This is a genomic window from Virgisporangium aurantiacum (assembly GCF_016863635.1).
In the GTDB taxonomy this organism is placed as follows: domain Bacteria; phylum Actinomycetota; class Actinomycetes; order Mycobacteriales; family Micromonosporaceae; genus Virgisporangium; species Virgisporangium aurantiacum.
On record NZ_BOPG01000011.1, the window covers coordinates 92,182 to 117,577 of the forward strand.

Here is a 25,396-nt window from a genome sequence, read left to right on the forward strand (position 1 = left end):
CACCGACGCCCGTCTCGGGCAACCGTCATCCCACCCCGGTCCGGTTGGCGGGCAGGCTCACCGTGACGCTCAATCCACCCTCGGGTCGGGGCCGGGCCGCCGCCTCACCGCCGTGCGCCGCCGCGATCGAGGCGACGATCGCCAGGCCGAGCCCGAACCCGCCGTCGCCGGTGCGATCGAGCAGCCGTCGGAACGGTTCGAACAAGCCCTCGACAGCGTCGGCCGGGACGACGGGGCCGGTGTTGGTGACCGTCAGCAGCGCCCGGTCGCCGACCGTCGCGGTGGAGACGTGGACCTCGCCGTCGGGCACGTTGTAGCGCACCGCGTTGTCGATCAGGTTGGCGGCCAGGCGTTCGAGCAGAATCGGGTCGCCGCTCGTCGGTGCCGGGGCGAGCGATGTGGTCAGTCGCGGGGCGTCGAGCGGAAGCGCCGCGCCGTCGATCGCGTCCTCGGCGGACGTCGCGAGGTCGACCGGATCGCACCCGCCGAGCCCCCGGTCGGTGCGGGCGAGGGTGAGCAGCGCCTCGATCAGGGCCTTGGCGTGGTCGACCTCGGCCCGCACCTCCTGGCCCATGCCGAGCAGCTCCGCGTTGGTCGGCTCGGGCTTGGCGAGCACCACGTCCAGGGTGGCCTGCATGACGGTCAGCGGGGTGCGCAGCTCGTGACCGGCGTTCGCGATGAACCGGCGCTGTCCCTCGAACGCCGTCTGCAACCGGTCGAGCATCGCGTCGAAGGTGTCGGCCAGCTCGCGCAGTTCATCGCGGGGACCGCTGAGTGCCACCCGGGCCGCCATGCTGTTCTCGGACGCGTCGCGGGCTGCCGCGGTGATCCGGTGTACCGGGCGCAACACCCGGCCGGCGACGATCCAGCCGGCGACCGCGGCCAGCAGCGCGACCACGGCGAGCGTCGTCAGCGAATATCCCAGCAGGTCGCTCAGCGTCGCCTCGCGCTGGGTCTGCGCACCGACCAGCAGGCCCTCCTCGTATGCCGCCTGGCACTTCCTCCGCAGGAGCGGGTCGGCCGTCGGGTCGCCGAGCGCCGTCCGGCACGCCACGATGAACTCGTCCGTCACCCCCTCGCGCTTCTCGACCGTCTGCGCCGTCGCAGGCTTGTCCTTCGGCTCCGGGTCGGTCGGCATCGGCAGGGTTCCCGCGACGAGGCCGTAGGTGATCGCCACGAGGATCGCACCGCAGACCGCGAACACACCGGTGTACAGCAGGGTCAGCCGCACCCGCACGGTCAGCCGTGGCCGCGACACCCTCACAGCCGGTATCCCCGACCGACCACCGTCTCGATCAGCGGCGGCGGCCCGAGCTTGCGGCGCAACCGGGTCAACGTCACCGAGACGACGTTGCTGAAGGGATCGGCGTTGGCGTCCCACACGTGCTCCAGCAGCTCCTCCGCGCTGACCACCGCGCCGTCGGCCGCTATCAGCATCTCCAGGACGCCGAACTCCTTGCGGGTCAACGACAGCACCCGGCCGTCCCGGACCGTCCGGTGCCTCGCCCGGTCGACGGTGAGCCCGCCGCGGCGGACCACCGGCGGCGCCGACGGCGCGCGTCGGGCCAGCGCCCGCACCCGCGCGATGAGTTCGGTGAACGCGAACGGTTTGCCGAGGTAGTCATCAGCGCCGAGTTCCAGGCCGTCGACCCGGTCGTCGACGGCGGCCGCCGCGGTCAGCATCAGGATCCGCGCCACGCCGGCGAGCGAGCGGCACACCTGGTCGCCGTGCACCACCGGCAGGTCACGGTCCAGCACGATGACGTCGTACTCGGTGTCGCGCGCACCGGCGAGCGCCGCCGCACCGTCGTGGACCACGTCGACGGCCATGCCCGCGTCCCGCAGTCCCTCGCCGATGCGGGCGGCCAACGTCACGTGGTCCTCGACCACCAGCACGCGCATGCCGCCATTGTGCGTGGTGGGACATGACATCGGTCCAACATCCCGCGTAGCGCTGGTGTCACCGCCGCCCCGGTACACCTGCTCCATGCCCGTACGCAGACTGGTGGCCGTCATGGCCGCCGCACTCAGCCTTGGCACGCTGGCGACCGCGTGCTCCGACAAGCCGGAATCGCCGGGCGTTCCCACGCTGGGCGGCAGCGCCGGCACAAACGCCAGCGCCGGCGCCGGCGGGAACCCCAATGCCGCGAACGGCGACGGCAGCGCGGAGCGGCGGACCAAGCTGCACGCCGCCGCGCAGTGCATCCGGGAGAACGGCGCACCCAACTACCAGGATCCGGTGCTGACCGCCGACGGTCGCGTCTACACCGACGAGGTGGCGCTGCGTGAACTCGACGAGCCGGAGCGGGAAGCCCTGCAAACCGCCTGCGCCGAACTCATCCGGGCGGCCAACTTCGGCATGGCCGACCAGGCGCCCCCGCCGCCGGCCGTGATCCGGGCCGGGGTCAAGTCCGCCGAGTGCCTGCGCGCCCACGGGCTGCCCAACGTCAAGGACCCGACGGCGAGCAGTTCGTTCATTCCGGGCAAGGGCTTCGGTCTCAACCCTGATGAGCTTCCGGCCGACGGCAAGGCGGACCCGACCGTGCAGCGGGCCCTGACGGAGTGCCGCAGCATCCTCGACGAGGAGCAGCGCGTGTCGAGCCTCGGAAACCTGACCAATGCGTAGGCGGGCGCTGCTGACCGGGGCCGGTGCGGCCGCTCTCGCCGGAACCGCGGGCGCCGGGTGGTGGCTGCGCGAACGGCCGCCGGTGCCGGCCGCGACAGAGGTGTCGACCGGCACCACAACGATCATCAGGACGGACCTGTCGACCACGACCACCATGCCCGGCACCCTCGGATTCGTCGGCGCGTACGAGGTGTACGGGGCCGCCGCGGACCACGGCACGGTGACCTGGCTGCCGCAGCCCGGCCAGGTGGTCAACCGGGGCGAGCCGGTCTACGCCGTCGACAACCGACCGGTCCGGCTGTTCATCGGCGACCGGCCCGCGTGGCGGGCGCTGTCGAGCGGCGTCACCGCCGGCCCCGATGTGCAGGCGGTCGAGGCGAACCTCGTCGCGCTGGGCCACGCCACAGCGGCGAACCTGACCGTCGACGCCACCTTCAACCAGGCGACGGCCGCGGCGTTGCGACGCTGGCAGCGGGCGACCGGACAGCCGGTCACCGGCCGGCTGGAACTCGGTGCGGTCTCGTTCCAGCCCGGCCCGCTTCGGGTCACCACGGTCACGGCGAAGGTCGGCGCGCCGGCCGGCGGGTCCGACCCGCTGCTGTCGGGAACGTCGAACACGGCCGCGGTGACGCTCGACGTCCCCGTCAGTCGGACGCACCTGGTGCACCCGAACGACGCCGTCAGGGTCACGCTGCCCGACGGCAAGAAGGTGACCGGGAAGGTCGGCGCGCTGTCGACGGTCGCGAGCACGCCGCCCGAGAACAACATGGGCCGTCAGGACGCCGCGAGCGTGCCCGCGACGGTCACGCTCGACAACCCGGCCGCCGCGGGCACGCTCGACCAGGCGCCGGTACAGGTCGACATCACCAGCGGGACCGTCACCGGGGTGCTCGCCGTACCGGTCACCGCCCTCGTCGCGCTCGCCGGCGGCGGGTACGGGCTGTACCTCGTCGAGAACGGCACCCGGCGGCTCGTCGGGGTCACCCCCGGCCTGTTCAGCGACACGCTCGTCCAGGTCGACGGTCCGGATCTGCGCGAGGGCGCGACGGTGGAGGTGCCAGCCGTATGAGGGTCGCACTGGAGCTGTCCGGCGTGAGCAAGGTCTATCCGCCACCGACGGCCGTCACCGCGCTCGCCGACATCGACCTGGTCGTCGCCGCGGGCGAGACGGTGGCCATCACCGGCGCCTCCGGCGCCGGCAAGTCCACACTGCTGGGCATCCTGGGAACGTTGGAGCGACCGACCAGCGGCAGCGTCCGCATCGCGGGCGCCGACACGTCGGCGATGTCCGACCGGGAGCTGTCCGGCGTCCGGGCGACCAGCCTGGGCTTCGTCTTCCAGCAGTTCTTCCTGCTGGATCACCTCAGCGTGCGCGACAACGTGGCGACCGGCCTGGTGTACCGGGGTGCACCGGCGCGGGTACGGCGCGAGCGGGCCACCGAGGCGCTGCATCAGGTCGGGCTGACCGGGCGGATCGGTCATCGGGCCGGGCAGCTCTCCGGCGGGGAGCGGCAACGGGTCGCGATCGCCCGCGCGATCGTCGGACGGCCGGCCGTGGTGCTCGCCGACGAACCGACCGGCAACCTCGACTCGGCCACCGGCGCGGAGATCACCGCGTTGCTGGCCGGCCTCGCCGACGACCACACGACCGTCGTTCTGATCACCCACAACGTCGACGTCGCCGCCGCGATGGCGCGGCAGGTGCACCTGCGCGACGGTCGGATCGTCGCGGACTCCGCGCCCCGGGTCGGTGCCTGATGGGCTCGCGGCTGCGCCTGCGCGACGCGGTCACCATGGCCGGCACGGGCCTGCGGGCCCGGCGCATCCGGGCAGCCCTCTCCGCGTTGGGCATCGCCATCGCGATCGCGGCGGTCGTCGCCGTGCTCGGCATCGCCGAGTCGTCCAAGGCCGACCTGCTCGACCAGCTCGGCGAGCAGGGCAACCTGCTCACGGTCGCCTCGGCGCAGACGACCAACGGCCGGACGGTCCCGTTGCCGGCAACCGTCGAGCCGATGGTCGCGCGCATTCCGCCGGTGCGTACGGTCACCGCTGTCGGCACGGTCGACAACGTGACGGTGCGACGCAGCGCCGCGATCCCGGTCGTCAAGACGAGCGGCATCAACGTGCTCGCCGCCCGACCGTCCCTTGTGGACACGTTGGGTGCGCGGATGCTACGCGGCCACTACCTCGACGCGACCGCCGAGAGGTATCCGGTGACCGTTCTGGGCTACGAGGCGGCCCGGATCCTCGGCATCGCCACCCTGGCCGAACCGACGCAGGTCCTCGTCGGGGGGACGTACTTCACGGTCGTCGGAGTGCTGGCACCCGTGGCGATCGCACCGGAGCTCGACGTCGCCGCGATGATCAGCTTCGGTGTCGCCGCCGACCTGTTCGGACGCGCCGACGGTCCGACCCGCGTCTACCTGCGGGCCGACCCGGACCAGGTGGCGGCGGTCGCCGCGGTGCTTCCGGCCACCGCGTCACCGGCCCGCGACCGCGACGTCCAGGTAGGCAGGCCCTCCGACCTGCTGGTGGCACGGATCAAGGCGAAAGGCACGTTCGTCGGGCTGTTCCTCAGTCTGGGCGGCATCGCGCTGTTCATCGCCGGGGTCGGCATCGCCAACATCATGGTGATCTCGGTGCTGGAGCGGCGTGCCGAGATCGGTGTGCGGCGCGCCCTCGGCGCCCGCCGGTGGCACGTCGCCGTCCAGTTCCTGCTGGAGTCGACCCTGCTCGCGGCGGCCGGAGGTATTGCGGGCATCGGGCTGGGCGTCCTGGCGACGGCGGTCGCGGCACGACTGGCCGGAAACCCACTGGCGGTCCCGCCGGTGGCGGTGCTGGCCGGACTCGCCGCCGCCCTCCTGATCGGCGCACTCGCGGGGATGTACCCGGCGGCACGGGCCGCCCGGCTGTCCCCCACCGAAGCGCTCCGCTCGCTATGACCGCCGGCCGTCGCGTCAGTCGAGCGGCTGGCGCGCGATCTCCTGCGCCTCTCGTCCGGTCAGCAGCCACCCGCCGAGATACGCGACGACCGGCAGGCCGACCAGGATGGCCGCCAGATTGGTCCACGGTGGATGAGCCAACCAGTGCAGCTCCTGGTGGAACCAGGCCAACACCGCGAGGTATGTGCAGGCGATGCCGATGATCGCGCCGGCCAGCGCGAGCGAACCCGCGGTCGCGGCGGTCAGGGCGCGGCGGGTGCGCCGGCGCGCGCCGGCCGCCGACAGGGTGCGCAGGTCGCGGGCCGTCTCGCTGCGGATCAGGCCGACGGTCATCGCGAGCACGCCGAGTGCGACGGCAATGCCGGCAGCGGTGAACCAGGCGGCCAGGCGGATCTCGTCGGCGCCGGTCGGGCGGGACTCGACATAGAGCCCGGCGGCGGCCGCGGACTGCTGCGCGCGGTCGACGTCCGCCGCAGTGAGCTTGCCCGGCGCGTCGATGAGGAATCCCACCGGGATCTCGGTCAGGTGGAGCTTCGCCATGCCGCGCCGGGTGAGAAGGACATTCGGCAGGGACTGGTAGCCCGGCAGGTCGACGTGCTGCAGGACCGGCTGCCAGCGCGGGACGCCACCGGGGATGATGTCGTATCCGTTGAGATCTGCCCGCGGTGTGAGCACGTCGGTGTCGGCGCCGACGCTCGCCGGGTCGATGCCGTAGTGCGTGAGTACTTCGGGGGTGGCGACGTAGAGCGCGACCATCTCATTGCCGTTGTACATGACCCCGCCGGGCTCGCCCGGGCCGGCAGCGCGCCGTATGCCCAGCACGGTCGGTGGGCGACCGCCGGTGTCGCGCTCGATCGGCGCGTTCGGGTCGACGGCGCCGGTCAGCGGCAGCACCGTGGCGTGCAGCTCGGCGGCAATGATGTCGGCTCGCTTCCGGAAGTCGGCCAGCTGCGCGGCCGTGACCACCGGCACCGGCCCGGTCATCCGTTCCCGGCCGAGCCAGACGATCATCTGGTCGGCCGGGATGGCGCCGCCGGTGGGTGCCGACGCCTTGGCCACGGTCACGGCCGTGCCCAGCGCCACGACGGCGGCGATGCCGATGGCCAGGGCGATCGCGGCCAGCGCGGCGCCGGACCGGGCGCGGTAGCGGGCCAGGTCGCGCATGGCGAGGCGGGTCGCGAGGGGAGCGTGCCGGGCGGCGGCGCCGATGCTGGCCACGCCGACCGGAGCGAGCAGGAGCAGCGCCAGCGCGGTGGCGAGCACGCCGCCGATGATGTACGGCGGCTTCGTCTGCTCCGACAGGTACAGGGCGGTCAGCCCGGACGCGAGCAGCACCGCTCCGACGGCCGCGAACCGGTGTGCCGGCCGCGGCGGGGCCGGCCGGGCGGAGAGAGCGGCGACAACCGGCACGCGGGCGGCCGCCCGGGCCGGCCACCAGGCGGCGACGACGGCGGTCACCGTGGCCAGCGCCACGGCGAGCAGCAACGGCGTCCACGGCAGGGTGAACCGGTCGACGCGATGGCCGAGCATCGGCTCGAAGAACGGGCCGAGCGCGACCCAGCCGGCGACGCCCACGACCGCGCCGGCGATCGCGCCGACGCCGCCGATGACCAGGCCGTTGGCCAACAGAACGAGGCGGATGTGCCGGTGGCTGGCGCCGATGGCGCCGAGCATCCCGAGCGCGCGTAGCCGCCGCTGGGCCATGACGTGGAACCCGGCGACGGACAGCAGGCCGACGAAGACCAGCCCGATCGTGGCGAGCATGAGCACCGGGATGGTGGCCGGGTCGCCGTCCTCGTTGCGCTCCTGGGTCGAGACGCCGTCGGGGCGGGGCTTGGAGACGAACTCCGCCCGCGACACCTTCAGCAGCACGTCGACGCGGTCGACGGCGGCGCCGAGTTGGCCGGGCGCGACGAGGGCGAACGCCTCGGCCAGGTTGAGCGGGTTCTCCACCACGCCGACGACGGTCCACGTCCGGCCGGCGGCGACCCAGGTGCCGCCCAGATGCAGGCCGGCCAGCCGCAGCACGCGGTCGGTGACCGCGATCTGGTCAGGACCCTGCGGCCACCGGCCCCGGTCCAGGCGCAACATCGGGCGGCCGTACGGGCCGTGGGGGTCCTGGGCGCGCAGGTCGACGCCGCTGGCAGTGCCCGGCACCGCCACCTTCCTGGCGTGCTCGACGACCTCGACGGTGCCGTAGTTGCCGCGCAGTTGGTCGACGGCGGCGTCGGCCTGCGGGCCGGTGCCGTTGACGGTGGCGATGTGATTCGCCGTGCCGAACATCGCCGCCTGCGACGGGGTGTTGGCGGCCAGCCCGAGCCCGACGGTGGTGAACGCGACGGCGAGCAGCAGCAGCGCCAGCACGATCGTCTGCTGGCGCCATTCGCGACGGAACAGCCGCCACGCCCAGCGCACCACGGCCCGCCGGGCCGGCATCCCGCCGTTGCCGGTGCCGAGGACCAACGGCCGGTCCTGCAGGGCGACGCTCACCGGGCGGCCTCTTCGGCCAGCAGCGAGTCGGGTCCCCGGCGCGGCGCGGTCCGGTCGACGACCCGCCCGTCGCGGATGAACAGCACCCGGTCGGCCCAGGAGGCGAGCTGCGCGTCGTGGGTGACGACGACGGCGGCGACTCCGTGCTTGCAGGCGGTCAGGATCATCCGCATGACGGCCTCGCCGTTCTCGGAGTCCAGCGCGCCGGTCGGCTCGTCGGCCAGCAGCAGGCGCCGGTCGCCGACGACGGCCCGGGCGATCGCCACCCGCTGCCGCTCGCCGCCCGACAGCTGGTCGGGGAAGTGCTCGGCGCGGTCGGCGAGGCCGAGCCGGTCCAGACCGGCGAGGCCGGCCGTGCGGGCCTTGCCGGCGCCCAGACCGTCGAGTTCGAGCGGTAGGGCCACGTTCTCGGCGGCGGTGAGGCCGGGCAGCAGGTTGAAGTCCTGGAACACGTATCCGATGGCCCGCCGGCGCAACCGGGCCCGGTCGTCGCGGGACATCGCCGACAACGGCTGGCCCCCGATCAGCACCTCGCCGGAGGTCGGCGTCTCCAGGGCGCCGGCGATGGTGAGCAGCGTGCTCTTACCCGAGCCGCTGGGGCCCATGACGGCGACCATCTTGCCGGCCTCCACGGTGAGGTCGACCTCGCGCAACGCGTGCACCTCGTCGGCGCCGTCGAGGTAGGTCTTCGACACCTCGCGCAACTGCAGCACACCGCTCATGCGATCGCCTCGCTCCGCTCGGCGATGCATTCGCAGGCACTGAGTTGATGATTCGCTCGCTGACGCTCGCTCATCGGCGCACCCCCGCCCGCCGGCGGATCAACGACGCCGGCGTCCGGGCCGGGGCAGGCGGCTCGAGGGCGGCCCGCTTGAGTCGGCCGTCGGCGGTGTCCAACCACCGCACGACCGAGTCGAGGCGGAACAGCTCGGCGTCGACCACCAGCGCCAGGCTCAGGTCGAGGTCGCCCTCCTCGTCCTTGAGCCGGGTCCACTCCTGCATGAGCTCCACAATGTAGCGGCGGTGCGCCTGGATGACCTCGTGCACGTCGACACCGGGCAGCCGGACCGCGACGAGGATCTTGATGACCAGCTCGTCGCGTGGCGGGGAGGCGAGATCGGGCGGGGTGCGTAACCAGCCGGCCAACTCCTCGGCGCCGGTCGCGGTGATCCGGAACCCCTTCTGCGGGCCGGGGTCGACATCGTCGTCGGACTCCACGAGCCCGTCGCGCTCGAGCCGCTGCAGGGTGGTGTAGACCTGCCCGACGTTGAGGGGCCACACCTCGCCGGTGCGGGCCTCGAACTCCTCGCGCAACTGCAGCCCGTACTTCGGACCCTCGCTGAGCAGCGCCAACAGCGCGTGTCGGACACTCATGGCGCGATCAAACTAGATATCATGTCGAGTAGCATACTCGATATAATAGCGAGGATCTAGGCCCTCGGCGGGAGGCCGTCGCGGAGGGTCAGGCCGGATCGCCGTAGATGATTCCCCGTCCGTTCGTCGCGACGTAGACCCGCCCGAAGACCCGCGGGTCGCCCGTGATCGCTGCGCCCGTCCACGCGTACTGGTGCTGGTCGTCGTTCACGCGCACCCACGTCCGCCCGCGGTCGTCGGACCGGAAGATGCCACGGACGCCGCCGATACGCGCGCTGCTGAAGACCGCCGGGAAACGGGATCCGGGAGCGGGCCGGCCGAAGCCGACGGTGTCGGCTTCGTCGATGCCGGGGTGACGGACGAACGACGCGCCGCCGTCGGTCGACCGCCACAGGCCGTACGTGCCACCGGTGGCGCCGCCGGCGAACCAGATCTCGCCGGCGATTCCCGGCACCGCCGTGAACCGCACGTTCCCGGTCGCGGGCAGACCGGTCGCCGGGGTCGCCGTGAACGTGGCACCACCGTCGACACTGCGGTAGAAGGTGCCGGCGGCGAACGCGTAGAACACGGACGGGTCGGCGCGGTCGGACCCGACGGCGGCACCGGCCGGAACCCCGGTGGACGCGGTCCAGGTGGCGCCGCCGTCACCCGTCCAGCTGACCGGGCCGCCGGTGGGCGCCCACAGCGCGCGGGCGCCGTCGGCCGACACCGCGACCAGGCCGCCGCCCGACGTGCCGGGCGGCTCGGTCGCGGCCGGGGTCCAGGTCGCCCCGCCGTCGGTGGACCGGCCGAACCGCGGCGGGCCGCCGTTGCCCGTACGCACGACCACCGACGGCGCGTTCTCGGCGAAGTCGATGCTCGTGCCGCTGCTGAGCGTGGGGTCGGCGAACATGCGACCAGGGTTGGCGAAGTCGTGGTGCGCGAAGCCACCCACGTCACCGACAGCGCTGAGCAGATGCGCACCGGTGGGCGGGCTGATCAGGTCGAGGACCGCGCACTCCTCCAGGCCGCGGGCCCGCACCGAGATCCGCACAGTTCCGCCGGTGTCCCAGGCGGTAAGGTTGCGGGTGCCGTCGATCGTGGCGCCGGTGCCGTACAGCAGGTGGTCGGAGTCGAACGGGTCGATCTCCACCGACTCGGTCATCCAGCCCAGTTTCGGGGCCTGTTCCGGCGGCGCCGGAGTGCTGTTCCAGGTCAGCCAGGGCGCCTCGGAGTAGTCGATCTCGTAGCGGTTGACCCGCTCCGGCCAGTTGGTGATCTGCCACGCACGGGTCCAGGTGGCGCCCGCGTCGGTGCTGCGGAAGAAGATCGTGTCGGGCCACCAGGAGATCTGCGTGGCGACCATCAGCGTGCCGGGGCGGCGCCGGTCGAGCGTCAGGCCGCTGTAGCCCCACGTGTCCTCCGGGCTGTCCGACGGCACCGGGCTGATTCTGGTCCAGGTGCCGGCCGGATCGAGTTTCCAGACGTCGCCCTTGCCGCCGCTGTACGGGCCGGCGGTGTCGCTGGTGGCCACGTACAGGGTGCCGCCCGCGTCGACGACGCCCTTGTGCGGGATGAACCCGGTGGGCTGACCGGGGACCCGTTCCCAGGTACGGCCGGCGTCGGTCGACCGGTACAGCATGTTCGCCTTGTCCGCGACGCCGACGTAGATCGTCCCGGTCGGTCGGCCGGGGCCGCCTTTTCGGGTGCGCGGGTCGAACGCCACCCACAGGACGCCCTGGTTGTCGCTGGAGTACCCGGACGGGTCGCTCGGGTCGTCGGCATAGTTGCCCGGGTTGGGGAAGTTGGTCACCCGGCCCCACGATGCTCCGTGATCCTCGCTGCGCCACAGGCCGTGGCCGCCGCGGACACCCAGGTACAGGATCCGGTTCGCGTTCGGGTCGATCGCGAGGCGCTCGCCCATGCCCCGCCCGGGCATGTTGCCACCGAGTTTGAACGGCAGTTCGCTGACGCGCCACGACGCGCCCCGGTCGCGCGAGCGCAGGATGGCACCGTTGTTCGGATCCGAACCGTTGGTGTACGTACCGACGGCCAGGTACAGCCGGTCGGGGTCGACGGCGTCGGTGGCGAGGCTGACGACGCCTGTGTATCCCCACTGATCCCAGCCGACCCAGTCGAGCAACGGGATCCAGCGTTCCGTTCGGCGGTCGTAACGGTAGGCACCCCCGATGTCGGTGCGGGCGTAGACCAGGCCGCGCTCGCGCTGGTTGAACACGATGCCCGGAACAAATCCACCGCCGACGATCTCGACATTGCGCCAGACGTACCGGCGCGTACCGGGCCTCCCCGAGCCGGCGGGGCCCGCCGCGGCCTCCACCGCGGCGTCCACTGCGCCCGCGCCGGACGGGTGGGCACCCGCCGGACCTCCGGGAATCACCAGGGCCGCGCCACCGGCGGCACCGGCCGCGAGCACGTTCCGACGGGACAGGCGGGGGCGCTCGGGGGTCATGCGTCGATTCGTACCCAGCGCCGACGGTGGTGTCAATAGTTTGGCGTCCATACAAAATGTCGATCGACGACGCCTCGCCGGCCGGTGGGCACGAAGCTCCGGTGTTGTTGTACTCGGTGAACCGGCAGGTCCTCCAGGAGAAGCCGCTCATGTCCTGCCAGGCTCCGGTCTGGCGGAGGTGGCCACCGAGCGCGGAATCGCGGATCAGGACCTGGCCGATCGCGTCGGCGGCGCCGCCGGCGTGCCAGCACCGGCCGAGGGCGACGGTGTTGGCGGCGGCACTGCTGGTCAGGGTGGACCGGGTGACGAGGATGCCGTAGGGGTTGCTCGCGTGGGTCGCGGCGGCGGTGATGTAGCCGTTGTTCGAGCTGGCGCGATCCAGCGAGCGGATGGTCGTGGAGTCGGCGTATCCATCAACGCGAGCACCGGCATTCCGACGTCGCGGCGCGGGATGCGGCGTACCGGGCGTGGACCGACGCGGTCCGCGACGGCGGTGGCACCGGCGACCAGTTCTGGCTGTTGACGTCGAGGATCGACGATGGCTCGTTCTACCCGGACTATGACGGGCCACCGCGTCCACAGGTACAACGACCCGAGCAACACCAGCAACAGCACCGCACATCTGCTCTCGGGGCACACCGCAGCCATGGCCTCGGCCCGTCAAGTCGGCAGTTGTCCTGACCCCCGCTGGCCAGGCAGTACAGTGCACGAGGTGGTGGCTGCAGCGGGAGATGAGCCAGTGGAGGCGCCTGGGCCGGCGCGCGTCACGATCCGGCAGGTCGCGGACCATGCGGGTGTGTCGGAGGCGGCGGCCTCGTACGCCTTGAACGGTCGCCGGGGCGTGTCGGAGCAGACGAGGGCGCGCGTGCTCGCCGCAGCGAGCGATCTCGGCTGGGCCCCGAACCTCGCGGCCCGCTCGCTGGGCAGTTCGCGTGCCAGCGCGGTAGGCCTCGTCATCGTCCGTCCGCCCCGGCAGATGATCATCGATTCGTGGTTCACCCAGATGCTCAGCGGGGTGGAGGCTGAGCTGAACCGCAACGGCATGGCGCTGGTGCTGCATCTGGTCGACAGGATCGAGGACACCGTCGACGTGTACCGCAAGTGGTGGGCCGGTCGACACGTCGACGGCGTGATCCTGACCGATCTGCGCAAGCGCGACCCGCGGCTGGACGCCCTGATGGAGATCGGCCTACCCGGCGCCGTCATCGGCGGCGGCCCCGGGATCGACGGGTTCTCCACCGTCGACGCCGATCCGGCTCCCATGGCGCGCACCGTCGTCGGCTATCTCATGGCGCTCGGCCACCGTGCGATAGCCCGTGTGGCCGGCACCGAGGAACTGGTCCACACCGGGCAGCGCGACCTCGCCTACCTCGATGCGCTCGCCGCGGCCGGCCTGGACAGTGGCGTGTACCGGGTGGTCTACACCGACTACAGCGCGATCGCCGGCATGCGCGCGACACGCGAACTATTGAGTGTCGCCGAACCGCCCACCGCGATCGTGTTCGACAACGACGTGATGGCGGCCGCGTCGCTGAAGGTGATGCACGAGATGGGGCTCTCGGTTCCCGAGGACGTCTCGATCGTCGCGTGGGACGACTCGGACCTGTGCGAGATCACCGTGCCGTCGATCACCGCCGTCCAGCAGAAACCCACGCATCAGGCCGAACTCGCGGCACGCGCGCTCCTGGCAATGCTCGACGGCGGCGAGCCCAGCCACACCACGCTGCCCGCGGGCACGCTGAACCCGCGCCAGTCGACCCGGCCGTTGCGCCGAGCCGGAAGCTGACTCCGCTGCGGTGTTACCGATCTGACGTTCCCCAGCGAAGGCGCGGACGCCCGGCCCTGTTCCGCACCGATCGGGCCGGGCGTCCGCGACCACGACCGCTCCAGCGGCAGTGCGGATGTGACGCGTCATCCGGTGGGGACGTGGCAGCTGGTGGTGACCGCGTCGCCGGGACAGTCGACGTAGACCTGGAAGCTGTCGATGCTGAACACGGCGGGGAACGACGCGGAGTTGGGGTTGTTGTTGTTCGAGCCACCCATGGCGAGGTTGATGAGGACCTGCGGGTCAGACCCCTGCCAGGTGAAGTTGGTGCCCTTCACCCAGTAGTCGTCGACCCACTTGAAGATCCGGCCCTCCTCCCAGACCAGCGTGTAGGTGTGGTAGTCCGCGGCGAAGTCGAACCCGGGGTGCCACACCCACTGGTTGGTCATGATGCTGTGGAAGTTGGAACCGACGCCTTCGCCGTGGTCGTAGCCGGTCCAGTCGAACGTGTTCTGGGTCGGCGTATCGAAGATCTCGACGATGTCGATCTCACTGCTGGTGTTCGGCGCCTGGCGGGCGTACATCCAGAACGCGGGCCAGGCGCCGCGCTTGTTCTGCGGCACCTTGGCGCGCAGTTTGAAGATGTACCGCTTGCCGTTGCGCGGGTAGAACGTGTCCTTGGTCGTGATCTGGCCGCTGGAGACGCCACCGTTGTAGACACCGCCGAGGTTGGCCACCGCCGTGAGTTCCAGCCTGTCGGCGGTCAGCCGGTGGTTGGTGCCGTTGAAGGCCTGGTAGCGCTGCCATTCGTTGTTGATGACCGAGGTGCCGGCGATGCCGTACGGGTTGAACCGTGCGGCGAGGTTCGAGAACCGGCCGGCTGCGGTGCCGAACCGGTAGTCGTACACCGCGGCGTAGCCGGTCATGTCCGGCCCGTCGCCGGCGGGCGGCGGATCCACGGGACCCCCACCGCCGGTGCCCATGACCTCGAACTCGTACAACGAGTAGCCGTACTGCGTGGCGCGTTGCGTGCCGTACAACCGGATGTAGCGCGCCGACACCGGAGACAGCGTGACGGTGTCGACGCCACCGTCGCCGGTCGTGGTGCTGAACCGGTCGGTCCACGACGTGTTGTCGTCGGACGTCTGGATCCGGTACGCACGGCCGAAGGCGGCCTCCCAGCGCAGTGTCACCGCGCCGATGGTGGCGCCGGTGCCCAGGTCGACCACTATCCACTGTGGATCGCCGTACGCGCTGGACCACCGTGTCGACGCGTTGCCGTCGACCGCGTTCGCCGCCGGGTTGCCGTCGTCGGAACTGACGGCCACCGGCCGGTTCAGGGCGACGTTGGTGACGGCGCTCCCGGAGTAGACCTCGAACTCGTACAGCGAGTACCCGTACGCGGTGGCCCGCTGGGTGCCGTTCATGCGCACGTACCTGGCCTGCGCCGGGGTGAACGTCGCGGTGTCGACACCGCCGTCGCCGGCGGTGGTGGTGAACCGGTTGGTCCACGTGCTGTTGTCGGTGGACGTCTGGACCTGGTAGGCGCGACCGAAGGCGGCTTCCCACCGCAGCGTGACCGAGCCGACGGTCTGCGCGGAGCCGAGGTCGACGACGATCCACTGTGGATCGTCGTACGCGCTCGACCAGCGCGTCGACGCGTTGCCGTCGACGGCGTTCGGTGCGGGATTGCCGTCGGTCGAACTGACCGTCACGCTCTTTCCGAGCGCGAGATTCGTGGCGGCGTGCGCGATCGACGGGACGCTCAGCACCGCCGCGGTCGCGACGATCACCGTGGCGAACGCGGCATGGAACCTTCGTCTGGGCATGGAGCAACCATCCTTCGGCGGGGAGGAGATGCGGCGCGGGTCGATGTGGCCCGGGTCGTGACTGGTGGCTGCCGGCAGCGGATATAGATGAGAGTAAGTCGGTTTCTGAACCGGTTCAAGTCATGCCGCGGGTTCGGTGTTCCGGCGCTCCCGCGGACCGGTCGCGACGAAGTCGTACCGGTCGACGCCTAACGCGCGGAGCACCGCACGCTCCACGGGCGAGTGGTCGTCGACGTTCGGTCGGTTGAACCGCATCGGCTCCGACAGGAACAGCGTCGAGTTGGTGATGACCCGCGGCCGCCGCAGGACGTTCTGTGACTTCGCGTGCAGGATCATCGGATGCAGGAGGTACACGTCGCCGATGTCCCCGGTTGCCTCGATGAACTCCGAGCACTGCCGGGCCAGGTCGTCGTACGGGATGACCGGGACGCCGTCCACCGGTCGACCGCCGGACAGGCATCCGTCGGGATGGTCGGCGAGGTACCGCGCGACCGGGGCCACCGAGTCGGTGGCGACGAACGTCGCGCCACCCCGGTGCACCACGTCCGACCACAGAACGAAGGCCAGCAGGCCCTGCTCGGGTGAGTCGAGGTAGTGCCGGAAGAAGGCACCGTCGACGTGCCACCCGGGTGAGTCGGCCGACGGGTCCCGCCACGGCCGGTCGGCGTCCTGCCACAGGTTGACGATGAACCCGTCGGTCCACGGGAACGGCTTGTCGGTCGCCATGCGCTCCTCGCCACCGACGAGGTCACAGGCCGCCCACCACGCCCGGGGCGCGAACTCCTTGACATCGATGTCCCGGTGCGACGCCATGTGTACAGACGGGCGCTCCCACGTCGACGGATCGTCGGGCCGGTACCCGAGCCGCTCCCAGATGTGGCGGGCGTACTCCTGCGCGGCCGCCGGAGTGAAACAGCCGCGGAGCCGGACGTAGCCCTTCTCCAGGAAGTGCTCCACGTCGTCGTGCGTGAGAACTTTCATCGACGCCTCCTCAGCGTGCGGTCCGGGTCGTGGGGCGGGGCACGTGCGACAGGTCGAACCACGCGGACGCGAACGCGTCCAGGGCGCCGTCGCGGCCGTCCGGCAACCGGAACCGGATCGGGTCGGGCCCCGTGTTCGCCACGGCGAGAGTGATTCCGTGGTCGGTGCCGACGGCCAACGCCGCCAGCGGCTCGAGGGCTCGGACGGTCAGCACCGGCCGGCCACGCAGCGCGTGCAGTCGCGCCACGGCGCGCGCGGCGGGTGTGTCCGGAGGCATCGCGGCGTCGAAGTAGCGCAGCATGTCCGGACCCTCGGGAAGGGCCCGGGCGGCGCTCGCGATGACCCAGGTCGCCGCGAACCCGCTCAGCAGGCGGTCGGACAGCGGCCCGTCCGGTGGTTCGGGCGCATAGCGGTCGGCCCGATCCAGCCAGTCGCCGGCGACGTCACGGAACGAGACCGGAGCCAGCCGCACCGGCACGTCCGGGTAGGTGGCCCGGATCTGCGCGACCAGGATGCCGTGCATCGCCGTGGTCTCCAGCACCGAATCGTCGTCCGCGGCGTGCACGGCACCGTTGACGGGCAGCTCGATCGAGTCGTGCGTGGCCAGGTCCGCCGGGCCGAGCGGTCGGGCGTTGAGGTCGTGGAACCCGCCGCCGGGCCGGAAGGACCGTGGTGACAGACGACCGTCGAAGAGCCCGATCGAGGGCACGACCGCCACCGGGGCGCCGACGCTCACCGCCGGATCACGCGCACCATCCGGGAGACCCGCCGGCTCGACCCGGATCCGCACCCGCTGCGTGAACCGTTGACCGTCGACAGTGGACAGTGGACGGTGCGCGCCGGGCGGCGGGATCGAGTAGGCCTTGTACGACGCATCGGTCCAGTTGCGCTGGTCCTCTAACTCGAACTCGGCGCCCTGGAACGAGAACCGCACCCGGGTACCTGGCGCGAGCGTCGTGTCGACGACGTCGAACGGTCGGTGGAACCGCGTCGACGCCGGTGTCCTCAGGTCACGGGTGACGACCTCGGTCGGGAAACCGAACTCCGTCGCGACGCCCGCGCGCCATGAGACGGCCGGCCGGCCGCTGTAGGCGCCCATCGGGAACAGGACGCACCACCCGATCCGGCCGTAGGTGAACGATCCACGCGCCGTCGCCGTCACCTCGGCCGTCAGCTCGGCGCCGTCCGCCACGTACCGCAGCGCGACCTCGACCGGGTGCGAGTCCCAGCCGGTGACGGCGTCGATCTCGTGCACGAACCCGGTTCCGGTGACACCGCGACGGCTCCGGACGATCGACAGCGGCGCGGTGCGCCACCATCGGTCGCGCACCGCGAAGTACAGCCGGGAGCACACCTCCTCCGGGCCGTACCGCACGGTGCGCAGGTCGAGCCCGTCGCTGCGGTCCTCGCGCGTCGAGAACATGGACCTCAACCCTTGACGGCGCCCTGCACGAGCGCGTTCTCCATCCGGCGGTTGAGCACCGCGTAGACGAGGAACACCGGCAGCACCGAGATCACCGTGCCGGCGCAGACCAGTGCGTAGTCGGTGATGCCCTGGTTGCCCTGCAGCGTGGGCAGTGCGACCTGCACGGTCCGCAGCTCCGGGTTGATGCCCACGATGACGAGGGTGTAGAGGTACTCGTTCCAGAACGCGATGAAGTTCAGGATCGACACCGTGGCGATTCCGGGGATCGTCAACGGTAGGTACACGCTGCGGAGGATCCGGAACCGGCCGGCACCGTCGATGGTGGCGCTCTCCTCCAACTCCGCGGGAACCGTCCGCATGAACTGCGTCAGCAGGATGACGGCCAGCGGCTGGGCCGACGCCGGCAGGTAGAGAATCATGAACTCACGCGTGTAGAACAGCTTCAGCTCGATCGCCAGCAGCAGGGTCGGCACCAACGCGGCGAAGCCCGGAATGAGGAAACCCATCGCGTAGACGCGTTCGAACACCGTGGCGATCCGGCCGCGCGAACGGGCGAGGGCGTAGGCCGCGGGTACGGCGACCACGATCGTCAACACCAGTGAAACGGCGGTGATGTAGAGCGAGTTCAGCATCGCCTCGCCCATGCTGAGCAGATTCCACACCTCGGTGAAATGGTCGATCCCCGACGAGAACGTCGGCAGGAACGGCTGGTCGACGGTGTCGAGTTGGGACTTGAACGCCGAGATCAGCAGCCAGTACAGCGGAATGACCATCGTCAGCGCGTACAGCACCACGAGGACGTAGGAGCCGGTGACGGCCGGGGTGAAGCGCCGTCTCTTGAGAGTGGCCATCAGTACCTCGCCCGGAACGCCCGACGGATGATGAGAAGTCCGACGATGCCGAGGACGAAGAGCACCAGGCCGATCGTCTGGCTGTACCCGACGTCGTTGGACCGGAATCCGAAGTGGTACACCAGCCACGACAGCGTCGACGTCGCCTCGCCCGGCCCGCCACGGGTGAGCAGCAGCACCAGGCCGGCCGACCCGAACAACGTCCACAGGTACTGGAGCATGGTCAGCACGCCGAAGTAGTCGCGGCAGATCGGGTAGGCGATGCGCCACATCTTCTGCCAGTGGTTGGCGCCGTCGAGTTCGGCCGCCGCGTAGATCTCCCCGTCGACGGCGGACAGCCGCGCGGCGAACAGGATCGCCGTGAACCCGAGACCCGACCAGATCGTGACGCCGATGAGCGACGGCATCGCCCACGTGGGGTCGGCAAGCCACGCGGTCGCCCGGTCACCCATGCCGATCTGGCCGAGAAACGAGTTGATGAGACCGGTCGGGCCGAGCACCGCGACGAACAGCATGCCGAGCGACGACAGCGAGATCAGCGCCGGAATGAACATGATGACGCGCAGGACCCGGTGTCCGGGGAGTTTGAGATTGAGGAAGTACCCGAGCATGAACGAGCCGACCATGATGACCGGCACGGAGATGAACAGGTGCACGGCGGTGTTCCGGGCGGCGGTGTAGACGCGCTCGTCCTCGACCAGGCGGCCGACGTTGTCGAGTCCGTTGACGCTGGCCGGCGCGTTGAGGCCGGCCCAGTCCATGAATGCGACGACGAACATCGCCACCAGCGGCCCGATGGTGAAGACGAGGTACCACACCAGCGACGGCACCGCGAAGAGGATGAGACCCCGGTCGCGGGTGCGGCGCCGCCGCGCCCGGTGGCGCGGCGGCTCGACGGTGGTGGTGTCCGGCTCGAGGAGCGCTGTCATTTCTGATACAGCTTGTCGAGGTCCTTGCAGAACTCCTCGCCCTTCATTCCCCGGCTGCCGATGAACTTCGTTCCGGCCGGCTGGTAGTCCATACCGGAGGGCAGGTACGAGTCCGGCAGCAACATGAAGTCGACATCCTTGGCCAGGCTCGCGCCCTGCTGCACCAGGGGCAGGCTCGACCGGGCGGCGCCGAGCAGGTCGGGCTTGACGCTCATGATCTGCGCCGCGTCGGAGACCCAGCTCTGCACGACGTCCTGCCGGTACATGAACCTGATGAACTTCTCCACCGACGCGATCTTCTTCTCGCCGTTCGGGGAGAGGAAGAATCCGTTGGAGTGCCCCTGGAACGCCGTCGGCTTCTTGTAGATGCCGTCGGACACCACGGGGAAGCCGGCGAGCCTGGTCACGTTCGCGACCTCGGCCGGCGTGTCGGGATAGGCCCACGAGCCGTTGGGCACCATCGCCGCTTTCTGCGTGCGGTAGGTGGTGGTCATCTGGTCGGCGGTGTAGCCCTGCACGTTGTCGATGAACACGCCGGAGTCGCGCAGCCGGCCGAACAGATTGAGACCCTTGACGGCGCCCGCGCTGGCGCAGTAGCCGCCCTTCTCGAAGATCTTCTGCGCCTCGTCGGCCGGTACGTACTGCTGGATCATCCAGGTGATCCAGTTCTGTACCGGCCACTCGGCACCGCCGAGAACGATCCCACCGACGCCCTGCGCCTTCAGCTTCTGCGACGCGGAGATCAGGTCGTCGACGGTTTTGGGTACGTCGTTCACGCCGGCCTTCTTGAGGAGGTCGGTGTTGTACCAGACGGGCCAGTTGAAGCCGATGTAGGGGAATCCGGCCACGCCCTCGGGCTGCGTCCAGAACTTCATCGCCTCGGGCAGGATCTGGTCGGTCAGGCCCCACTGGTCGAGGTACTTCTTGACGTCGACGACCTGGCTCTGCGGCAGCCAGTCACTGGTGGTGGGCGTGAAGTTGAGGATGACGATGTCGCGTTCCTTGTTGGCCAGTTTCGACGCCTCGTAGACGTTGCCGATGTCGTTGGTGTTCGCCTCCTCCACATCGATCTTGATGCCGGTCTCGTCGGTGAACTTCTGCTTCAACTTGGCGAAATGATCGCCCGTCGCGTTGCCCGTGGTGAAGGACGACAGGATGGTCAGCGTGCCGGGGTCGGAACTGTCGTCGTCGCCCGTGCAGGCGGCGAGGGAGCCCGCCGTGAGGATCGAGACCAGAACAAGAGCCGTAAGTGATCGAGGTGTCATGTGGACTTTCCCTAACGGCGGCGGGGAGAACAGGGTGATATGACGGGCCGTCGATGCGCGACGGACCATCTGAACCGGTTCAAATGCATGTTGGCCGCGTGTCGCCCGGGTGTCAAGCGAAGGTCGGAAATACCCGCGACTCAGCGCGGAGCGGGACCGCTGGACTCGCGGGGCACGAAGCGGGGATCGGGCGTGCGGACCGGCTCGTCGAACTCCCGACCACCGATCGCCTCCAGCAGCAGCTCGGCGGCGAGCTGGCCGTCCTGGAACGGGTGCTGTGTCACCGTCGACAACGCCGGATGCAGGTACTGCGACACCGTGACGTCGTCCCACCCGACCACCGAGATGTCGTCGGGGATCCGCAGGCCACGGGCGAAGGCGGCGCTCATCCCGGCCACCGCCATGAGGTCGTTCGAGTACACGATCGCGGTCGTGTCGCCCTCGGCGTCGAGCAGCCGCTCGGTGGCCGCGCGTCCGCCGGCGGCGGTGTAGTCGCTCTCGATCCAGCCGGCGTCGTCGATGCCGTGCTCCCGCAGGGATTCCTGATACAGCTCACGCCGCAGCCGGGCCGGCGCGCCCGTCTGCGGCCCGACCACCTGGGCCACGCGGCGGTGACCGAGCGCCGCCAGGTGGCTGACGACGTCGGTGATCGCCTGGCTCTCGTCGTACACGAGCACGGGCATGGTGGTGGGCTCGGGCGGCCAGCCGAGGCTCGCGTACGCCAGACCGGCCTCCCGCACGAGGTCGAAGCGCGGATCGTCCTGACGAAGGTCGACGATGACCATGCCGTCGACCCGGCCGTCACGGGCGAGCCGCTGGTAGGCGTGGCGTTCGGCCTCGGGACTGTCGACCACCTCGGTGACGAGGGAGTAGTTCGACGCCGACAGCACGCTCTGCAGGCCGGCCATCAGGCTGGTGTAGTACTGGTCGCTGGCCAGCGCTTCCGGTGAGACCTGGAAGACCAGACCGACCGCGTACGCCCGGGACACCGACAACGAGCGGGCGCGCAGGCTCGGCGTCCAGCCCATGCTGCGGGCGGTCTCGACGATGTGGGCGCGGGTGGACTCCTTGACCCCCGGCACGTCGTTGAGGGCGTAGGACACGAGCGTCTTGCTGACGCCGGCCGCCCGCGCGACATCGCTGATCCGTACGGCCCGCCGCCGGCCCGACGCTTCGCTCATCAACCTTCGCTTCCTCCGCCGTTAGAGGGAGATGCTACGTGGTCACCACTCGGCGAAACCGCCGTCCGGGTGGCTCCACCGCGGGGTGCCCCGCGGCACCAGCAGGTCGTCGCGGTGCGCGGCACGCACGGCGTCCTCGTCGATCTCGATGCCCAGGCCCGGGCCGGTCGGCCGGTCGAGGTGCCCCGCGACCGGCACGAGCACCTCGGGCCCGGTCAACAGGCGCAGGTCCCGGGAGTCCGCCGACCGCAGGTCGATGACGTGCTCCTGGGCGTAGAAGTTGGGCACCGCCAGATCGACCTGCACGCACGCGGCCAGCGCGACGGGCCCGAGCGGGCAATGCGGCGCCACCTGCACGTCGAACGACTCGGCGAGGGTCGCGATCCGGAACACCTCGGTGATGCCGCCGGCGTGGGCGAGGTCCGGTTGGGCGATCGCGATGCCGGCCTGCAGCACCGGCAGGAACTCCTCCCGCGAGTACAGCCGCTCCCCCGTCGCGATCGGGATGCTCGTCGTGGCGGTCAGCTGTCCGATCAGCCGGGAGTGTTCGGGACGCAGCGGCTCCTCGAGGAACGCCGGGCCGGTGTGCGCGACCGCGTCGGCCAACCGGCGGGCGTGGTGCGGCGACACCCGCCCGTGCAGGTCGATGCCGAAGTCCGCCTCGTCGCCGACGGCCTCCCGCAACGCCTCCAGGTCGCGCACGAACCGGGCCGTTTGGCGCGGTGAGTCGAGGAACCCGACCGGGCCGGAGATGGCCGCCTTGACCAGCGTGTAGCCCGCCGCGACGAGCGCCCTGGCCCGGTCGGGTTCGCCGGTGTGCTCGGGCCGGGCCGAGAGCGCGTGGGTGTACAACCGGACCCGGTCGCGGCACGGCCCGCCGAGCAGTTCGTGGATCGGCGCGCCGTAGAACCGTCCGCGCAGGTCCCACAGCGCGATGTCGAGCCCCGCGACCGCGCTGCCGAGCACCGGACCACCGCGGTAGAAGCCGCCCCGGGCGAGCCGCTGCCAGTGCCGCGTGACCGGCAGCGGATCGGTGCCGATCAGGTGACCGGACATCTCCCGGATCGCCGCGGCGACCGTGCCCGGGCGGTGTTCCAGCGTGGCGTCGCCCCAACCGGCCAGGCCCACGTCGGTGCCGATGCGCACGAGCAGTTGCCGCTCGCCGAGCACGAACGTCTCGATTGTGGTGATCTTCATTCAGCTCCAGAGTGACGGGCGACGAAGCCGAGCAGGTCGGTCGCCCGGCTCGTGTCGACCGGCGCGGTCCGTCCGGGAAAGGATCCGGTGACGGGGACGCCCGGCGCGAACCGCTCGATCAACTCCGCGGTCGGCACGGACACGAACGTCTCCGGGGATGCGACCTGCACCACGTGCGCGCCGTCGTAGTCGGCGGTGAGGGCGAGCCGGAACGCCTCGGCGCCGTCGCGCACGTCGAGCCAGGACCATCCCTCGCAGACACCGTTGTCGAGGTTGGCCTCGTACCAGCGGCGCATGCCCGGCCCGTTGTCCAGCGAGATCATCAGCGGCAGTCGCAGTGCGACGCCCGACGCGTCGAACCGGCGGCACACCGTCCGCAGCGTGTGCTCGTCCACCTGTTTCGACAGCGAGTACGGGTCGGCCAGGTCGGGCTCGACCGACTCGTCGATCGGGTACCGGGGCGGCACGCGGCGATGCGGGTTGATGATCAGGCCGGTCGCGTTGACGCTGCTGGCGATCGCGAACCGGCGCACGCCGCACTCGGCCGCCGTCCAGAGCACGGTGAAGGTCGCGGTGACGTTGTTGGCGAAGACCGTCTGCGCCGGATCGTGCCAGGGGTTCGGAATGGCGGCGAGGTGTGCGACGGCGTCGACGTCCCGCACCGCGTCGGCGACCGCGTCCGGGTCACGGGCGTCTCCGCGGACGACCCGCACGCCGTCGTGCGGCGTCGCGTCGGGCAGGGTCAGCGTCGTCAGCTCGTGTCCGGCGGCGCGCAGGCGGGCGACGACGGCTGAGCCGACCATCCCTTCGGCCCCGGTCACCAGGATGCGCGTCACGTCCGGCGCTCCGCGACGAACAGTTGGTCGCCCCGGCTCGTCAGCTGCCGGAACACGGTGCGACCGACGAGGTCGGGAACCAGTGGCGCCCGCTCGGCCAGGTCCCACCCGGTGACCCGGTGATCGCTCAGATCGAGCCGCACCTCGGCCTCGACCGCGAACGGCAGATAGAGCGCGACCAGCGCGCGGTCCGGGCTGACGGCGAGCCGCAGGCGCGGGTCGACGAGCAGGTCCTGCGCCGGCAGCAACCGGTGCAGGCGGTGGTCGACGAACAGCCGGGCCATCAGCGAGACGTCCAGCGCGCCCGGGAACGCCAACGCCTCCTGCCAGGGCCAGGGCTCCAGCGAGGTGGCCCGGGCCTGGAACTCTCCGGCCGGCGTGTGCCACATCCAGACCCCGTGCGCGCCGTACCCGATGCCCGCCGTGGCGCCGGCGAGCACACTCGTCCAGCTGGCCCGGCGCACCTCCTCGCGGCTCCACCGGCCGTGCCCGTTGACGATGCCGTGCTGTTCGTAGGGCGGCTCGGAGTTGACCAGCGGCTTGCGCGGCGAACGGGCCAGGTAGCGGGCCGGCTGCCGCCAGGTGAGCTCCTGGTTCTCCGCGTTGTGCCCGGACTGGTGCAGGTGCAGGTCGAGCCGGTCGGCGATCTCGTCGGGCAGTGTGGCGTTGGGGGCGGTGTGCGTGGTGAACAGGCAGGTCGGCGCGCTCGCGCGCAGGGTGGCGAGGGCCTGCAGGTAGGCCTCGTTCGCGCTGTCGAGCGCGTAGTGGTCGTCGCCGCCGATCACGAAGATCGGTTCGAGGTCGCCGAACGTCTCGGCGACCTTCGCGACGTAGGCGCGCCGGGCGTCCGCCGGCATCACGGCCCACGGTGTCAGGCCGGCGCCCCAGGTGCCGGGCAGGTAGTTGTTCCAGAGCACGGTGATCATGAGACGCAGCCCGTACTCCTCGTGCGCGATCCGCGTGTACCGGCGCGCCGCGGCGAAGAAGGTGTCGTCGAGGCGGGTGAACCGGTGGGTGTGCGGCTCCCGCGCCGCGGGCCGCACGTCGCGGTCGTGCGGGATCGGCAGCACCGAGACGAGGACGGCGGTGAAACCCTGGCGCCGTCGCGTGCGGAGGTACGTCCGCCACTCGTCCTCGGACGGGTCGGCGAACGCGCTCCAGGCCGTGTCGATGATGAGCGGGACGAACTCCCCGTCCGCGATGAGGTGTGTTCCGGACGGGTCCACGCCCAACCGCGGGTTGAACCGGTTCACCC

General features: G+C 71.0%; 21 protein-coding genes. 5 read left to right on the forward strand and 16 right to left on the reverse strand.

Annotated features, from left to right (window positions below):
• Positions 1-25: 25 nt before the first annotated feature.
• Both Vau01_RS08355 and Vau01_RS08360 read right to left on the reverse strand, forming a co-directional pair.
• Complete coding sequence (locus Vau01_RS08355) at positions 26-1,264, reverse strand: sensor histidine kinase (RefSeq protein ID WP_203988914.1); 1,239 nt, start codon at positions 1,262-1,264, stop codon at positions 26-28.
• On the reverse strand, positions 1,261-1,902 hold the full coding sequence (locus Vau01_RS08360; protein WP_203988916.1) for a response regulator transcription factor: 642 nt from the start codon (positions 1,900-1,902) through the stop codon (positions 1,261-1,263). Before Vau01_RS08360 ends, Vau01_RS08355 begins: the two co-directional genes overlap by 4 nt.
• Positions 1,903-1,987: 85 nt before the next feature.
• Here Vau01_RS08360 and Vau01_RS08365 point away from each other — a divergent pair, with 85 nt between their 5' ends.
• The 4 genes from Vau01_RS08365 to Vau01_RS08380 are packed head-to-tail and all read left to right on the forward strand — an operon-like array spanning position 1,988 to position 5,568.
• The gene (locus Vau01_RS08365) at positions 1,988-2,626 is read left to right on the forward strand and encodes a hypothetical protein (protein WP_203988918.1); all 639 of its coding nucleotides are present in this window, start codon (positions 1,988-1,990) and stop codon (positions 2,624-2,626) included.
• A complete protein-coding gene (locus Vau01_RS08370) occupies positions 2,619-3,695 on the forward strand; it encodes a peptidoglycan-binding protein (RefSeq protein WP_203988920.1) in 1,077 nt (358 codons plus the stop codon). The genes Vau01_RS08365 and Vau01_RS08370 overlap by 8 nt, the downstream gene beginning before the upstream one ends.
• On the forward strand, positions 3,692-4,384 hold the full coding sequence (locus Vau01_RS08375) for an ABC transporter ATP-binding protein (protein WP_203988922.1): 693 nt from the start codon (positions 3,692-3,694) through the stop codon (positions 4,382-4,384). Before Vau01_RS08370 ends, Vau01_RS08375 begins: the two co-directional genes overlap by 4 nt.
• A complete protein-coding gene (locus Vau01_RS08380; protein WP_203988924.1) occupies positions 4,384-5,568 on the forward strand; it encodes an ABC transporter permease in 1,185 nt (394 codons plus the stop codon). The genes Vau01_RS08375 and Vau01_RS08380 overlap by 1 nt, the downstream gene beginning before the upstream one ends.
• Positions 5,569-5,583: 15 nt before the next feature.
• Here the strand turns inward: Vau01_RS08380 and Vau01_RS08385 are convergent, their stop codons facing one another.
• From Vau01_RS08385 to Vau01_RS08400, 4 genes are all read right to left on the reverse strand, one after another.
• Positions 5,584-8,058 (reverse strand): FtsX-like permease family protein, encoded by a 2,475-nt coding sequence (locus tag Vau01_RS08385; RefSeq protein ID WP_203988927.1) that lies wholly within the window; start codon positions 8,056-8,058, stop codon positions 5,584-5,586.
• Positions 8,055-8,780 (reverse strand): ABC transporter ATP-binding protein, encoded by a 726-nt coding sequence (locus Vau01_RS08390; protein WP_203988929.1) that lies wholly within the window; start codon positions 8,778-8,780, stop codon positions 8,055-8,057. The genes Vau01_RS08385 and Vau01_RS08390 overlap by 4 nt, the downstream gene beginning before the upstream one ends.
• Before the next feature lie 70 nt (positions 8,781-8,850).
• Complete coding sequence (locus tag Vau01_RS08395; protein ID WP_203988931.1) at positions 8,851-9,432, reverse strand: PadR family transcriptional regulator; 582 nt, start codon at positions 9,430-9,432, stop codon at positions 8,851-8,853.
• Positions 9,433-9,520: 88 nt separating this feature from the next.
• Positions 9,521-11,881: a WD40/YVTN/BNR-like repeat-containing protein gene (locus Vau01_RS08400; RefSeq protein ID WP_275423926.1), complete on the reverse strand. Its 2,361-nt coding sequence runs from the start codon at positions 11,879-11,881 to the stop codon at positions 9,521-9,523.
• Between the two features lie 712 nt (positions 11,882-12,593).
• Here Vau01_RS08400 and Vau01_RS08405 point away from each other — a divergent pair.
• The gene (locus Vau01_RS08405; protein WP_203988933.1) at positions 12,594-13,667 is read left to right on the forward strand and encodes a LacI family DNA-binding transcriptional regulator; all 1,074 of its coding nucleotides are present in this window, start codon (positions 12,594-12,596) and stop codon (positions 13,665-13,667) included.
• Between the two features lie 125 nt (positions 13,668-13,792).
• On the opposite strand, the gene Vau01_RS08410 is transcribed toward Vau01_RS08405, so the two are convergent.
• The 10 genes from Vau01_RS08410 to Vau01_RS08455 all read right to left on the reverse strand — a co-directional run bounded on the left by Vau01_RS08410 (position 13,793) and on the right by Vau01_RS08455 (position 25,394).
• Positions 13,793-15,475 (reverse strand): discoidin domain-containing protein, encoded by a 1,683-nt coding sequence (locus Vau01_RS08410; protein ID WP_203988935.1) that lies wholly within the window; start codon positions 15,473-15,475, stop codon positions 13,793-13,795.
• A gap of 120 nt (positions 15,476-15,595) precedes the next feature.
• Positions 15,596-16,456: a phytanoyl-CoA dioxygenase family protein gene (locus Vau01_RS08415; RefSeq protein WP_203988937.1), complete on the reverse strand. Its 861-nt coding sequence runs from the start codon at positions 16,454-16,456 to the stop codon at positions 15,596-15,598.
• A 10-nt stretch (positions 16,457-16,466) separates the two neighbouring features.
• Positions 16,467-17,879 carry a D-apionate lactonase family protein gene (locus tag Vau01_RS08420; protein WP_203988939.1) on the reverse strand — a complete coding sequence of 471 codons (1,413 nt, stop codon included), beginning with the start codon at positions 17,877-17,879 and terminating at the stop codon, positions 16,467-16,469.
• A gap of 5 nt (positions 17,880-17,884) precedes the next feature.
• Positions 17,885-18,733 carry a carbohydrate ABC transporter permease gene (locus Vau01_RS08425; RefSeq protein WP_203988940.1) on the reverse strand — a complete coding sequence of 283 codons (849 nt, stop codon included), beginning with the start codon at positions 18,731-18,733 and terminating at the stop codon, positions 17,885-17,887.
• Positions 18,733-19,662, reverse strand: a complete 930-nt coding sequence (locus Vau01_RS08430; RefSeq protein ID WP_203988942.1) for a carbohydrate ABC transporter permease — start codon at positions 19,660-19,662, stop codon at positions 18,733-18,735. Before Vau01_RS08430 ends, Vau01_RS08425 begins: the two co-directional genes overlap by 1 nt.
• Positions 19,659-20,927, reverse strand: a complete 1,269-nt coding sequence (locus Vau01_RS08435) for an ABC transporter substrate-binding protein (RefSeq protein ID WP_203988944.1) — start codon at positions 20,925-20,927, stop codon at positions 19,659-19,661. The genes Vau01_RS08430 and Vau01_RS08435 overlap by 4 nt, the downstream gene beginning before the upstream one ends.
• A 140-nt stretch (positions 20,928-21,067) precedes the next feature.
• Positions 21,068-22,108 (reverse strand): LacI family DNA-binding transcriptional regulator, encoded by a 1,041-nt coding sequence (locus Vau01_RS08440; protein WP_203988946.1) that lies wholly within the window; start codon positions 22,106-22,108, stop codon positions 21,068-21,070.
• Positions 22,109-22,150: 42 nt separating this feature from the next.
• Complete coding sequence (dgoD, locus tag Vau01_RS08445; protein WP_239151420.1) at positions 22,151-23,305, reverse strand: galactonate dehydratase; 1,155 nt, start codon at positions 23,303-23,305, stop codon at positions 22,151-22,153.
• Positions 23,302-24,141, reverse strand: coding sequence for an NAD-dependent epimerase/dehydratase family protein (locus Vau01_RS08450; RefSeq protein WP_203988948.1), 840 nt, complete (start codon positions 24,139-24,141; stop codon positions 23,302-23,304). Before Vau01_RS08450 ends, dgoD begins: the two co-directional genes overlap by 4 nt.
• Complete coding sequence (locus Vau01_RS08455; RefSeq protein WP_203988950.1) at positions 24,138-25,394, reverse strand: glycoside hydrolase family 140 protein; 1,257 nt, start codon at positions 25,392-25,394, stop codon at positions 24,138-24,140. Before Vau01_RS08455 ends, Vau01_RS08450 begins: the two co-directional genes overlap by 4 nt.
• Positions 25,395-25,396: the final 2 nt, after the last annotated feature.